Here is a 13,514-nt window from a genome sequence, read left to right as displayed (position 1 = left end):
TTTTATTGATAAGTAAATTTTTTATTGTGGGTTGAATATTTCATTAAAGGAGAACAATTTGTCCAAACGAACGCCTTTTTCAGTCTTTTTTAGTGTACAAAGTTCATTATGGGCATCATGTTCAAAGAACAATAGATACTTGTTTTCGGCGACGGTATTCAAAAAATCTGCTTTTTCGTTCAAGGTCAATAGAGGACGTGTATCATAGCCCATTACATAAGGCAAGGGGATATGGCCAACGGTCGGGATAAGATCTGCCATAAAGACAATATACTTTTCCTTGTATCGTATATGGGGAATCATCTGCTTTTCGGTATGGCCGTCAACAAAAAGAATATCAAACCCCAATTCAGATTCCTCCAAAAAAGCTGTATCGTTTCTTTGCACAAAATTGAGCTGCCCGCTTTCTTGCATTGGTAGGAGGTTTTCTTTTAAAAAAGAGGCTTTTTCCCTTGCATTCGGGTTAGTGGCCCAATCCCAGTGGTTCTCATTGGTCCAAAAACGGGCATTTTTAAAAGCAGGCTCATAGCCAGTTTTATCCGAGTTCCATTGTATGCTTCCTCCGCAATGGTCAAAATGAAGATGCGTCATAAAAACATCGGTGATATCATCACGATGAAACCCTAATTTTTTCAAGGAGCTATCCAATGTATGGTTGCCCCATTGATAATAGTAACCAAAAAACTTCTCGGACTGTTTGTTGCCCATACCATTATCTATCAAAATAAGTCGCTCCTTATCTTCGATCAAAAGACATCTTGCCGCTATATCGATCATATTATTGGCATCGGCAGGGTTGGTTCTTGTCCAAATGGATTTAGGGACTACGCCGAACATGGCGCCACCATCTAGTTTAAAATTACCGGTCTCAACGGGATAAATTGTCATTCAAAAAAGGAAATGGCGTGCAAAATAAGAAAAGACAAACGCAATTGATTAAAAAACACGGTTTTATTAATCGTATTTTAACAAAAAACCCCAAAGAAACTTTGTACAGGAAGACAAGTACCTGTCAAGTCAATATTGTAAAGGAGACCGATTTAGAATCAACACCAAAACATTAAGGGAACAAAGCGTGATTTTCAAATGGGTTTTATTGATTCACATTTGAAAGAAAAAGAGTAATTTTCCAAAAAACTAGTTTAATGCTGGAACTTGCGGGGATTATTATTTTGGGAATTATTGCACAGTGGATGGCCTGGAGATTAAAACTGCCCGCAATATTACCATTGATTTTAATAGGGTTATTGGTAGGTCCGATAGCTACATTATATACTGAAGATGGGTCAAAATTGATAGAACCTATCTGGAACGGTGAAAAAGGACTTTTTCCAGGGGATGGATTATATTATTTCGTTTCCCTTGCAATTAGTATTATTTTGTTTGAAGGAGGTTTGACCCTTAAACGGGCGGAAATTGCAAATGTAGGCCCTGTAATTACAAAATTGATAACGATAGGTACATTGGTAACCTTTCTTGGAGCAGGAGTGGCGGCCTATTATATATTTGGCCTCTCATGGCAGATATCGTTTCTTTTTTCAGGACTTATAATTGTTACGGGACCTACGGTAATTACACCAATCCTTAGAAATATACCATTAAAAAAAGATGTATCGACCGTTTTAAAATGGGAAGGTATATTGATCGATCCCATCGGAGCGTTGGTAGCGGTTTTGGTTTTTGAATTCATCAGTGTGGGCGAAGGCAGTGCCTTTACAAAAACGGCGTTGGTCGAATTTGGAAAAATCCTTCTTTTTGGTTTTACATTCGGTTTTACATTTGCTCATGCCTTGGCTTTTGTAATCAAAAAAAATTGGATTCCGCACTACTTAATGAACGTTGTTTCCCTTTCAGTGGTGCTATTGGTTTTTGTTGAGTCCGATCTTTTTGCGCACGAGTCTGGGCTACTTGCCGTTGTGGTCATGGGAATGGTCCTGGGGAATACCAATCTTCCAAACCTAAAAGAACTTCTATATTTTAAAGAATCATTGAGTGTTTTGCTGATATCCATCTTGTTTATTTTGTTGGCGGCGAATATCAACGTAAGCGATATGGAACTGATTTTTAATTGGAACACCGTTATTCTTTTTGCGGTAATTGTATTTATCATTAGACCTATAGGGGTTTTTCTGAGTGCTCAAGGTTCTGGGCTAAAGTTCAACGAAAAGATTTTTATAGGCTGGGTGGGTCCACGTGGAATCGTAGCTGCAGGTATTGCTTCCCTATTTGGTTCAAAGCTTTTGGCAAAAGGAGTGCCAGGGGCCGAATATATAACGCCCTTGGTTTTTATGATTGTTTTGGGAACTGTATTGTTAAATGCAACAACGGCTAGGTTGTTCGCAAAAATGGTCGGTGTATTTTTAACCGAATCCGAGGGGGTTTTGATTATTGGGGCCTCCAAAGTTTCAAGACTTATTGGGAGCTACTTGAAAAAGAACAATAGGCATGTTGTATTGATAGACAATAACCAAACGAATATAATGAAAGCCAAGAATCTGGGATTGGAGGCCATATCCGCTAATATCTATTCAGACTCCTTAACGGATAATATTGAACTTAACGACATGGGCTACCTTATGGCATTGACGGGCAACTCGGATATTAATCAATTTGCTATTGATAAATTCCAGAAACAATTTGGGGAAAATGGCGCATTTAGGCTTGTAAATACAGATGAAATGAACGACCCCGAAAATAATCCCGAAGCTGGATTGTTCTCACATACCGATGACTTTATTAAATTGACCGAAGCCGCCAGAAAATTTCCCACAATTCATGAAATAGAGTTAAAAGACCAAGAACAGTACATGGGACTTATAGAGATAACCAAAGCAGATAAAGATATCATTCCATTATTCTTAAAGGATGAAAGGGGAGACTTAAAAATAATTTCTGCATTCGGTAAAGACTCCATGAATATAAATAAAGGTTTTAAACTGGTTTATTTGGGAAAAGCGTTCGATTTTGAAAATGATGGAGACGTTCAAGAAGTAGATTAATTTGAACTGTCAACGGAGAAAACGTAATAAGTCCTAAAAGAACTGTAAGGGTTGTTCCCTAATGTCATAATAAATTCGTCTGGCTGGGCACTTAATAACAACCCCTAACTTATTGCAATCCACAGTAGCTTGCTTTGTGCAAAGCTTAATCGTTAAGCTTTAAAACCGCCATAAAGGCCTGTTGTGGAATTTCGACATTACCTACTTGGCGCATACGTTTTTTTCCCTTTTTCTGTTTTTCCAACAGCTTTCTTTTACGGGAAATGTCACCACCATAACATTTTGCTGTTACATCCTTACGTAGTGCCTTTATGGTTTCCCTTGAAATGATTTTAGAGCCTATTGCGGCCTGTATGGGAATATCGAACTGTTGCCTTGGAATAAGTTCTTTCAGTTTTTCGCACATCTTTTTTCCTATATGGTGTGCATTATCAAAATGAACAAGTGCAGACAAAGCATCCACAGGCTGCGCATTTAAAAGAATATCGACACGAACCAGCTTTGAGGTCCGCATACCGATAGGTGTATAGTCAAAAGAGGCATAGCCTTTGGAAACGGTTTTTAAACGATCATAAAAATCAAAAACGATTTCAGCCAAGGGCATATCAAAAATAAGTTCTACACGTTCCGTGGTAAGATAGGTCTGGTTTGTTATCTGGCCTCGCTTTTCAATGCAAAGAGACATTACATTGCCAACAAAATCAGATTTTGTAATAATTGTAGCCTTTATGTAGGGTTCCTCAACTCGGTCAACTGTCGAAGGGTCTGGAAGGTCCGTGGGATTGTTTACGATAAGCGGTATTTCCCTGTCCTTTGTTGTAAACGCGTGATAACTAACATTGGGGACCGTAGTGATTACGGTCATATTGAATTCACGCTCCAATCGTTCCTGTATGATTTCCATATGAAGCATTCCCAAAAAGCCACACCTAAATCCAAAACCAAGAGCGGCACTACTTTCCGGGGTAAATACTAAAGAAGCATCATTAAGCTGTAATTTTTCCATGGAAGAGCGCAGCTCCTCAAAATCCTCGGTATCCACAGGATAAATTCCAGCAAAGACCATTGGTTTTACATCCTCAAAACCTTCAATTGGATTTTGGGTGGGGTTGGCAGCATCTGTAATGGTATCTCCAACCTTTACTTCCCTGGCATCCTTGATTCCAGTAATAAGATAACCCACATCACCGGAAGAGATTTTGTCTCTTGGAACCTGGGTCAATTTCAAGGTTCCTATTTCATCTGCAAAATAATCCTTGTCCGTTGCAACAAACTTTATTTTTTGACCTTTTTTAATTTCCCCATTGATTACCCTAAAATAAGTTTCAACACCCCTAAATGGATTATACACGGAATCAAAAACAAGGGCCTGCAATGACTCTTCGTCGTTCCCTTTTGGAGCGGGAACACGTTCTATTATAGCGGTAAGAATTTCTTTTATGCCAATCCCTGTTTTAGCGCTGGCAGGAATTACCTCCTCGGGCTTACATCCCAATAAATCTACGATATCATCGGTAACCTCTTCTGGGTTTGCACTGGGAAGATCTACTTTATTCAGCACTGGAATTATCTCCAAATCGTTTTCTAGCGCCAAATATAGATTGGAAATGGTCTGCGCTTGTATACTCTGGGCAGCATCTACAACCAAAAGTGCACCCTCACATGCAGCGATGGAACGGGAAACCTCATAGGAAAAATCCACATGCCCCGGAGTGTCTATTAAGTTGAGCACGTAATCATCGCCTTCATGAACATACTCCATTTGAATGGCATGACTTTTTATGGTAATGCCACGCTCCCTTTCCAAATCCATGCTGTCCAAAAGCTGGTCTTGTTTTTCGCGTTCTGTTACTGAGCCCGTAAAATCCAATAGGCGGTCCGCCAAAGTACTTTTACCATGGTCTATATGTGCAATAATGCAAAAATTTCTAATCTTTTTCATAACAACTAGGGCTCAACGGGATGAGGCTGACTTAGCAACTGCAAATATAAACGTTTTAGCTGCCTGAGAATGTGTTTTTTCTAAATATGAAACTGGAATCACCCACGCCCCTCTAAAATATTTTCTTAGATTTGAAATTCAACCTCAATTCTAACATGAAGTATTTCACCTACATTTTTTTAGTGGTGTTTTTAATTTCAAAAAGCTTAAGCGCACAGACGTATCAAATTAAAGGAAAGGTAATTGACAGTGAAAATAAGGCGATTCCCTATGCCAATATTCTACTTTTAAAAGCATCCGATACCACGTTTGTAAATGGTACTTCTGCGGATGATAATGGATTTTTTATACTTGAAAAAGTAGAGCCAAGACTATATTTATTGCAAGCCAGCTATGTAGGAAAGGGTTCAGAACCTTTGGCATTGGACGTGAAGGAAAGTATAGTATTGGGGGCATTGGTCATTTCTTTGGCGGCGAATGACCTAGATGAAGTTGTAGTAACTGCCAAAAGACCTACGCTACAAAGATTATCGGACAGAATTGTTTTTTCGGTCGAGAACACTGTTATCTCTCAGGGCAGCTCTTGGGACATTCTTAAAAGCACGCCAGGAGTCATTGTAAACCAAGAAGCACTTCAAATTAGGGGGCAGAACGCTACGGTCTATTTAAATGATAGAAAAGTACAGTTGTCCGGCCAAGAAGTCAGAAATCTGTTGGAAGGCTTTTCGGGAACAAATATAAAATCTGTTGAGGTCATTGCGAATCCCCCAGCCAGATATGAAGCGGAAGGCGGACCTATTTTAAATATAGTAACCAATAAGAGCATTGTTCCAGGATACAAAGGGAGTATCAATGGTTCTTTTACACAAGCCGTGTTTCCTAAATATAGTTTAGGGACCAGCCATTATTACAAAACAGATAAACTGAATCTTTTTGCCAATTATACAATCAGTCCCAAAAAAGAGCTAAGGAAAACAAACAAAGGAATCAACTTTATCAATGATTCCGATTCAATTTTTTCCAGATGGACAACAAATTACGATCAGACAAATAGCTCTCAGGCCCAAAATGCAAGTTTAATCCTTGATTATGATTTTGACGAGCGAAATAGCCTAAACCTTTCTTCCAATCTGGCATTTAACTTAAACCAAGAACAGGAATCCTTACTGGAGACCGAAATCAGAAATAACCAAAGAGCATTGGACTCTACTTTTACAACACAGAACAACACAGGAATTGACAATACCAATTTGGCTTTTGACCTGACCTACGTACACAAATTAAAAAAAGAAGGAGCTAGATTTTCCCTGAATGGCCATTACACCTACTATAATGGAGAATCCCTCCAGAACGTAAACTCCGATTATTTTGACAATAACGGCTTCTTTTTGAGAAATTTTGGTTTTGACACAGATTCGCAACAGGATATCAAGATTTTTACGGGACAGGTAGATTATTTAACACCGATTGGCAATGCTTCAATTGAAAGTGGTTTAAGAATTTCCTCTATCATTTCGGAAAGTACGGTCGATTTCTTTAATTTTTCAGGTTCTGATGATGAAGTGGATTCTTCTTTATCCGATAACTTTAATTATGATGAGAATGTTTATGCAGGATACTTCAGCTTTGTAAAAAATTGGGAAAAATGGTCGATGAAATTGGGTTTAAGGGGAGAGTTGACACAAGCCACAGGAACATCATTGACCTTGAACGAAATAAATACCCAAGACTTTTTTGAGCCCTTTCCATCGGTTTATGTGTTGTATTCTCCTTCGGAGCGGCATAGTTTTGCTTTTGATTATGGAAGAAACATAGCAAGGCCAAAATATAATGACTTGAATCCGTTCCGATATTTTTTCAATGAAAATGATTTTGAAGAGGGCAATCCTGGTTTGAGACCTAATTTTTCCAATAATTTCAATATCAACTATACTTTGGACAGCGAATATTTTTTTGATATCTACTATCGGGACAACGGCAGGAATATTGCCGAACTGGTTTTTCAGAATAACGAAAACCTTACTTTGGTAGAATTGAAACAAAATGTCCTCGAGAGCAAATCTTACGGGTTTGATTTCACGGTCAGCAAGGGAATTTTACCTTTTTGGTTTTTATACGCCTATACTTCTGTTTTTCATGAAGAGGAAACCTTTTTGGCCGTTGAAAGTGACAATCAAAGTTTTACTGCTGAGGTAGATGGCTTTTATGGTTATTTGGCAAATTATTTGACACTTTCCAAAGATGGAACGCTCACGGGAGAAATGACAATGACTTATATATCCCAGTTTCTCTTTGGGTCGTACATATCAGATGAACAATTTAACTTGACCTTGGGTCTAAGAAAATCTTTGTTCAACAATAGGGCAACAATTTCCATTGCGGCAGAGGATTTATTGGAGCAATATGTTCCTACGTACACATCTAGATACCTCAACCAAGATAACTTTTACAGGAGACGCCCAGAAACTCAATTTATAAGGGTCGGGTTTACCTATAATTTTGGGAATTTCAGGTTGGACGATAATCAAAAAGAGATTGATAAGAACGAACGGGAACGGCTTAGATCCGAATAAACTGTTGATTTTCTGACATTTTGTATTTTTGCATTCCCAAAAACTGAGGATTTGGTAAAAATAAGAGACATAGAACTTCCTGATTTCCCATTGCTTCTGGCCCCAATGGAAGATGTCAGTGATCCACCGTTTCGAGCTTTGTGCAAGGAACAGGGAGCAGACGTTGTTTATACTGAGTTCATATCTTCCGAAGGCCTTATCCGAGATGCTGCCAAAAGCACCATAAAATTGGATATTTACGAAAAAGAGCGACCAGTGGGAATCCAAATTTTTGGTGCCGAACTGGACTCGATGTTACAAGCAATTGATATTGTGGAAAAATCCAATCCGGACATCATTGATATAAATTTTGGTTGCCCAGTAAAAAAAGTGGTCTGTAAAAATGCTGGGGCAGGAATTTTACGGGACATTCCCCTAATGGTAAAATTAACTGCGGAAATTGTTAAAAGAACCAAACTTCCCGTTACCGTAAAGACAAGATTGGGATGGGATACGAATTCCATAAAAATTGTTGAAGTTGCAGAACGGCTACAGGATGTTGGTATCGAAGCAATTTCCATACACGGGCGAACGCGAGTTCAAATGTATAAGGGCGAAGCTGATTGGAAACCTATTGCAGCGGTCAAGAACAATTCGAGAATGCATATTCCCGTATTTGGGAACGGTGATGTGGATACGCCCGAAGCTGCCGTAAAAATGAGAGACGAATATGGACTTGATGGGGCCATGATAGGGCGTGCCAGTATCGGTAATCCATGGTTTTTTGCTGCCGTAAAACATTTTTTTGAAACGGGAACGCACATAGAGCCGCCAACAATGGAGGAGCGTGTAGATGCGGCACGTAGACATTTGCAAATGGCAATTGACTGGAAAGGTGAAAAATTAGGAGTCTTTGAAACCCGAAGGCACTATACCAATTATTTTAAAGGAATTCCACATTTTAAGGAATATCGAATGAAAATGGTCACCAGTGATGAATCTGCAGACGTTTTTGCCGCTTTTGATGAGGTTTTGGAAAAGTTTGCTGATTTTCAGTTTGCCTAAACAGCGGAAATCAATCTTTTTGTAATTCTACTACTTGCAATTTTTGATGATATGAACCCCAACACCACAATGGTTACCAGTACTACAAGAACGTTCATTATATTGTATTCTACAGGGTAAGCCAAGGAAGGCGTAATTTTTAACCAGCCAAATATAAGTTGGCTTGCAATCAAAATAGAACCAATGATCACCCCTATTATACCTCCTAAAGAAGTAACCAAAAGACCTTGGGTAAAATAAATTTTTCGTAATTCCTTTATCGTTGCGCCAAGGCTGAACAAAGTCTTTGAGTTTTGTTGTTTGTCCAAAATCATCATGATAATAGCACCTACCACATTGAACAGTGCAATGATCAGAACCAAAGTAAATATGAGATAGGTCGCCAAGTTCTCCGTGTTGAGCATTTTATAGAGCGTCCTGTTTTGTTCTTGACGATCTAATAATAATATTTTTTCACCTAAAATCTTTTTAATATTTGTTTTGACTTCATCAATGGAAGCAAGATCGTTCAACTTGAAATTGATTCCTGATATTTGAGTACTGTCTTTTTCTAGCAATGCCTGTACCAAGGGAAGTTGTGCAAATACGTATTTCTTGTCCAAATTCTCTTCAACAGCATAAACTCCGCTCACTACAAGAGGAAGCTCATTATAAGGTTTTGGATTAAGACCGGATTGTGAAAGGGAACCCTTACCTGGTTTGGGCACTAATACCGTCATTGGGTTTTGATAATTATCGATAGGCACTCCGAGCAAATTATAAATGCCTATGCCCATAACGCCATTGTACTGTGTTATGCCCCAATTTCCAAAATAAAGGGTGCTGTCCACTCCTGTAACAGAGCGGTAATTACTATCAATTCCCTTTATATAGGCTATACAGCTACGCTCACGAAATGTTAGGTAGGCACGCTCTTCAAGCTCCTTGGAATAATTTACCAGCCCTTCAACACTTTGCAGTTCTTTTTCTTCCTCTGGAGAGATTGAAAAATGTTTGCCGATAACAGGAGATGCTTTTAAATCTGGATCAAAGGTGTTGGTAAAGGAAAGGCTGAACGTTTTTAATCCTGCAAAGGCGGAAAGCACAATGAACAAAGCGGCAGATCCGATAACAATAACCAAAAAAGTGATAAAGTTGATAATATTTACCGCGTTCTGACTGCTTTTGGAACGTAAATAACGCTTGGCAATATAAAAAGGGAAATCCATATCAGGATTTCTTTCGTTTGTCCAGCAAGTCCCTGTTCTCAATTGGATTTTCCTCGCCTTTGAGCGACTTTTCAATATTATCGATATATTCCAGGGAATCATCTAGGTAAAATCCAAGTTCTGGAACACGGCGCAATTGATTGCGCGTTCGTTGCGCGAGCTCATGTTTGATCATATTTTGGTTGGATTTCATTCCTTCCAGCAATTCGTTCGCACCCTTGTTCGGAAAAATACTTACATAAACCTTCGCGATGGATAGATCAGTTGTAACGTAAACCTTGGAAACCGAAATCAAGGTTCCCTGTAGTCCACCATCTGTTGCAGCACGTTGTAAAATATCGGCGATATCTTTTTGAATGATTCCTGCAATTTTCTTCTGCCTTTGTGTTTCCATAATGCAAAAATAAAGGAATTAATGACTATGCTCATGATATAGTACGGCTACAGTCCGTAATTTTGAAAAATTGAATGGATATAGTTAAAAGAAACACGGATTAATATTCTTACTATAATGGAAAAAATAGAACACATAGGTATAGCGGTTAAAAACCTAAATGAGTCCAATATGTTGTTCGCCAAACTTTTTGGAACACCACATTACAAAATGGAGGAGGTCTCTTCCGAGGGTGTACGGACTTCATTTTTCAAATCCGGTCCCAATAAGATAGAGCTATTGGAGGCTACGAACCCAGATAGCCCTATTGCCAAATTCTTGGAAAGAAAAGGAGAGGGCATTCATCACATTGCCTTTGCCGTTAAAGATATTGTCTCGGAAATTGCCAGACTAAAAGAAGAGGGATTTAAAGTGTTGAACGAAACTCCCAAGAAAGGGGCCGACAATAAATTGGTGGCATTTTTACATCCAAAGGGGACCAATGGCGTATTGGTGGAACTTTGCCAAGATGCTTCTTCCAATGCCGCTCTGTAGGGAGGGGAATAATTATAACTTTCTCGGACGCTTGTAACACTTGCATCACCGAAAAATAAATAGTAATATTGCATCCGCAAATTATAGGTCCTATAGCTCAGCTGGTTAGAGCACCTGACTCATAATCAGGGGGTCCATGGTTCGAGCCCATGTGGGACCACAAGAAAATCAAGACTTTACAGTTAAGGCTGTGGAGTCTTTTTTATTTGAAAATTTATTTTAAGCAACCACCAGAAGATTATTAGATTTAACATATAAAGTAAATAAACTAATATTTTTCAATAGAATTCTCTAAGGCAATATTTTTTGTATCATTTTAAACAAGATTATGAAGAGAATAATATTAATAGGCAATGGCTTCGATAGATCATTAGGGTTTCTTACATCCTATTCTAATTTTTTAGATTGGTTGTTTTGGAAAGCACTTTCGGAATTAGAAAAAGTAAAGCCAGACACAAATAAGGGTCTTGTTATATTTAAGAGAGAAAGTAAATTCTTTTGCTTAACCGCAAATTCTTCATTAATCACAAAATTTAGAGAATTTTCTAATACAAATTTTGGCTACATAGGCATTTATAGAAAATTTGTTAACCTTAGAACTACAGGAATAAAATTGGAAATAAGATATAGAGATAATCTAATAGAGCAACTCTATAATAATTATGAGCGTGAAAAATGGGTAGATATAGAACAACTTTATTTCGATTTATTGATTGATACAAAGGATTCTGATATAATCGAATTTAATAAGACATTTAGATTGATAAAAGAATGTTTAGCGGTGTATCTAAATAGTTTGAATACAAATTCTCAAAAATTAAAACATGCATATAATTCATATCGAAAACACTTTTTCACTCCTAGACTGGAATATAATACAAAATTGAGATACTGGGAAGAAACTAATATAAACCCAGGGGGAATATATTTTGTAAATTTTAATTACACGTTTATTCTTAGAGATTTATTAAATCAAGACCCTAGAATGTTTGATGACAAAGATGTTATTAATCATATACATGGTGATTTAAGTAAACCTCGAGACATAGTTTTTGGGTATGGGAATGAAAATTCTGACAAGTATTTCGAAGTTGAGAAAAAAAATAACTCTTTTTTAGAAAACATTAAGTCAAATAATTATTTCGATAACACGCATTATAAAGATTTACTAATAAATTTAGAAAATCAATTTGAGGTTTACATATATGGGCTTTCATGCGGTTTATCGGACCATATACTTCTTAAAACTATCATGGAACACAAAAATTGCTTTCAAATAAGAATCTTTTATAAGAAAGAGATAAATGGTGGTGATAATTTTAGAGAAACACTCATCAATTTGTCAAGAGCGTTTTCAAATAAAAGCTTGATGAGAAGTAGAATTATTTCAAAACAGGAAAATGATTTTATTCCGCAGAAACATTAAGACAATCCGATTAGAATTTACTATTCCAACTATAAAACTTACAACCTCGCCAAATCATTACTAACATCAGCTAAGTATCTTACCAGTGTTTCTTCAACAGTAATTGAAATTTCTTCGGAGTATTCTTGATAAGTGAAGTAGCTCAGCACTAACAAACTGAATAATATAGCACCTATTGTTATTCTGATTTCAAGCGAATTTTCTAAGTATTTCATTTTATTCAAGCTGATTGTCAGGGAGTAAGATATTTAAAAATTGAGATATTAACAAATCCTTAACAAAAATCCTTAAACATAGAAAGTATGGGTAGTGAGGCCAATGGTTTCTGCAAAAATAACCGACTAAAGTTTTTTTATTTATTCTTTTTATAATAGCCGTATCGGATAATAGTTCTTCAGACTTGATTACAGTAATTTTCTCGGGTAATCGACTAGAACGGATTGACTCCCAAAAAATAACAAGGAAAAAGGAATCAAAACTACTCTAATCAAATACTTGGTATAGTCTAGCAATATACTTTTCAAATTATCTTGATGAAGTCAAGAATTTTTTGGATTCTGTCAAGCATACTACTTAAAATTTAGAACCTTTGGTTTAGAAGAGTAGAGGGTTTTCCACTACATATAAAAAATTGTACATATGAAAATTAAAGATAAAGTAATCATTATTACGGGAGCGTCGAGCGGAATAGGAGAAGCGACGGCGGTGAAATTGGCAAAAGAAGGTGGTAAAGTGGTGCTTACTGCAAGACGTGAAGAACGCTTAAATGAATTAAAGGAAAAAATAGAAAATGAAGGTGGAACAGCCATGGTCGTTACAGGTGATGTAACCAATAAGGAAGATCTAGAAGGACTTGCCAAAAAAACACTTGATAAGTTTGGGACAATCGATGCCTTAATCAATAACGCTGGACTGATGCCACTTTCCTATATCAAAAAATTAAAGACCGATGAATGGGAAAAAATGATAGACGTGAACATAAAAGGTGTTTTAAATGGTGTTGCGGCTGTTTTGCCAACAATGATTGAAAATAAAAGCGGCCATATAATCAATATCGCATCCAGTGCAGCGCATAATTATTTTCCTGGCGGTGCGGTATACTGTGCCACAAAATCAGCGGTAAAAATGTTTTCGGAAGGTTTAAGACAAGAATTAGCGCCTAAATTTGGCATCAATGTCACTTCCATAGAACCTGGCGCAGTATCTACCGAACTAATGAACACAATTACTGATGAGGATATTAAAAAACAGTTTGAGGAGATGCAGAAGATGACTTTTTTAGAAGCAGAGGACATCGCAGAAGCTATTTACTATGCTTTGGCACAACCCTCACGGGCCAATATCAATGATGTATTTATTATGCCTACAGAACAACAAAGGTAGAAAAGGAAGTA

Annotated in this window: 11 protein-coding genes and 1 tRNA gene; 7 read left to right on the top strand and 5 right to left on the bottom strand. The window is 37.4% G+C overall.

Going from position 1 to position 13,514, the window contains the following annotated elements; genetic code table 11:
* Window positions 1–21: 21 nt before the first annotated feature.
* Window positions 22–888 carry an MBL fold metallo-hydrolase gene (locus HME9304_RS07210; RefSeq protein ID WP_112377942.1) on the bottom strand — a complete coding sequence of 289 codons (867 nt, stop codon included), beginning with the start codon at window positions 886–888 and terminating at the stop codon, window positions 22–24.
* A gap of 257 nt (window positions 889–1,145) precedes the next feature.
* Here HME9304_RS07210 and HME9304_RS07205 point away from each other — a divergent pair, with 257 nt between their 5' ends.
* Window positions 1,146–2,999: a cation:proton antiporter gene (locus HME9304_RS07205; protein WP_112377941.1), complete on the top strand. Its 1,854-nt coding sequence runs from the start codon at window positions 1,146–1,148 to the stop codon at window positions 2,997–2,999.
* A gap of 145 nt (window positions 3,000–3,144) precedes the next feature.
* Here the strand turns inward: HME9304_RS07205 and lepA are convergent, their stop codons facing one another.
* Window positions 3,145–4,941 (bottom strand): translation elongation factor 4, encoded by a 1,797-nt coding sequence (lepA, locus tag HME9304_RS07200; protein ID WP_112377940.1) that lies wholly within the window; start codon window positions 4,939–4,941, stop codon window positions 3,145–3,147.
* A 155-nt stretch (window positions 4,942–5,096) separates the two neighbouring features.
* Between lepA and HME9304_RS07195 the strand changes: the two genes are divergently transcribed.
* Together HME9304_RS07195 and dusB are read left to right on the top strand one after the other, a co-directional pair.
* The gene (locus tag HME9304_RS07195) at window positions 5,097–7,514 is read left to right on the top strand and encodes an outer membrane beta-barrel family protein (protein ID WP_112377939.1); all 2,418 of its coding nucleotides are present in this window, start codon (window positions 5,097–5,099) and stop codon (window positions 7,512–7,514) included.
* Window positions 7,515–7,565: 51 nt separating this feature from the next.
* Window positions 7,566–8,558 (top strand): tRNA dihydrouridine synthase DusB, encoded by a 993-nt coding sequence (gene dusB, locus HME9304_RS07190; RefSeq protein WP_112377938.1) that lies wholly within the window; start codon window positions 7,566–7,568, stop codon window positions 8,556–8,558.
* Here dusB and HME9304_RS07185 read toward each other — a convergent pair.
* Together HME9304_RS07185 and rbfA are read right to left on the bottom strand one after the other, a co-directional pair.
* A complete protein-coding gene (locus HME9304_RS07185; protein ID WP_112377937.1) occupies window positions 8,555–9,766 on the bottom strand; it encodes an ABC transporter permease in 1,212 nt (403 codons plus the stop codon). The two genes, dusB and HME9304_RS07185, sit on opposite strands and share 4 nt — an antisense overlap.
* Window position 9,767: 1 nt before the next feature.
* Complete coding sequence (gene rbfA / locus HME9304_RS07180; RefSeq protein WP_112377936.1) at window positions 9,768–10,160, bottom strand: 30S ribosome-binding factor RbfA; 393 nt, start codon at window positions 10,158–10,160, stop codon at window positions 9,768–9,770.
* A 117-nt stretch (window positions 10,161–10,277) separates the two neighbouring features.
* Here rbfA and mce point away from each other — a divergent pair, with 117 nt between their 5' ends.
* The 3 genes from mce (at window position 10,278) to HME9304_RS07165 (ending at window position 12,120) form a co-directional block, all read left to right on the top strand.
* Window positions 10,278–10,694 (top strand): methylmalonyl-CoA epimerase, encoded by a 417-nt coding sequence (gene mce / locus HME9304_RS07175; protein WP_112377935.1) that lies wholly within the window; start codon window positions 10,278–10,280, stop codon window positions 10,692–10,694.
* 86 nt (window positions 10,695–10,780) lie between these two features.
* Window positions 10,781–10,854 (top strand) — tRNA-Ile (locus tag HME9304_RS07170).
* Window positions 10,855–11,022: 168 nt separating this feature from the next.
* Window positions 11,023–12,120, top strand: coding sequence for an AbiH family protein (locus tag HME9304_RS07165; RefSeq protein ID WP_112377934.1), 1,098 nt, complete (start codon window positions 11,023–11,025; stop codon window positions 12,118–12,120).
* Between the two features lie 38 nt (window positions 12,121–12,158).
* On the opposite strand, the gene HME9304_RS16940 is transcribed toward HME9304_RS07165, so the two are convergent.
* Entirely contained in the window at window positions 12,159–12,335 is a 177-nt protein-coding gene (locus HME9304_RS16940; protein ID WP_164674790.1) for a hypothetical protein, read from the bottom strand.
* Between the two features lie 424 nt (window positions 12,336–12,759).
* Here HME9304_RS16940 and HME9304_RS07160 point away from each other — a divergent pair, with 424 nt between their 5' ends.
* Complete coding sequence (locus HME9304_RS07160; protein WP_112377933.1) at window positions 12,760–13,503, top strand: SDR family oxidoreductase; 744 nt, start codon at window positions 12,760–12,762, stop codon at window positions 13,501–13,503.
* Window positions 13,504–13,514: the final 11 nt, after the last annotated feature.

Origin of the sequence: Flagellimonas maritima (assembly GCF_003269425.1) — a bacterium.
GTDB lineage: Bacteria > Bacteroidota > Bacteroidia > Flavobacteriales > Flavobacteriaceae > Flagellimonas > Flagellimonas maritima.
Note: the sequence above shows the minus strand (reverse complement) of the source record. Positions and strands in the feature narration are given on the sequence as shown.

Coding starts and splice junctions, on each gene's coding strand:
- HME9304_RS07165 (WP_112377934.1), top strand. CDS start 11,023: ATGAAGAGAATAATATTAATAGGCAATGGCTTCGATAGATCATTAGGG.
- mce (WP_112377935.1), top strand. CDS start 10,278: ATGGAAAAAATAGAACACATAGGTATAGCGGTTAAAAACCTAAATGAG.
- HME9304_RS07205 (WP_112377941.1), top strand. CDS start 1,146: ATGCTGGAACTTGCGGGGATTATTATTTTGGGAATTATTGCACAGTGG.
- rbfA (WP_112377936.1), bottom strand. CDS start 10,160: ATGGAAACACAAAGGCAGAAGAAAATTGCAGGAATCATTCAAAAAGAT.
- HME9304_RS07195 (WP_112377939.1), top strand. CDS start 5,097: ATGAAGTATTTCACCTACATTTTTTTAGTGGTGTTTTTAATTTCAAAA.
- HME9304_RS07210 (WP_112377942.1), bottom strand. CDS start 888: ATGACAATTTATCCCGTTGAGACCGGTAATTTTAAACTAGATGGTGGC.
- HME9304_RS16940 (WP_164674790.1), bottom strand. CDS start 12,335: ATGAAATACTTAGAAAATTCGCTTGAAATCAGAATAACAATAGGTGCT.
- lepA (WP_112377940.1), bottom strand. CDS start 4,941: ATGAAAAAGATTAGAAATTTTTGCATTATTGCACATATAGACCATGGT.
- HME9304_RS07185 (WP_112377937.1), bottom strand. CDS start 9,766: ATGGATTTCCCTTTTTATATTGCCAAGCGTTATTTACGTTCCAAAAGC.
- HME9304_RS07160 (WP_112377933.1), top strand. CDS start 12,760: ATGAAAATTAAAGATAAAGTAATCATTATTACGGGAGCGTCGAGCGGA.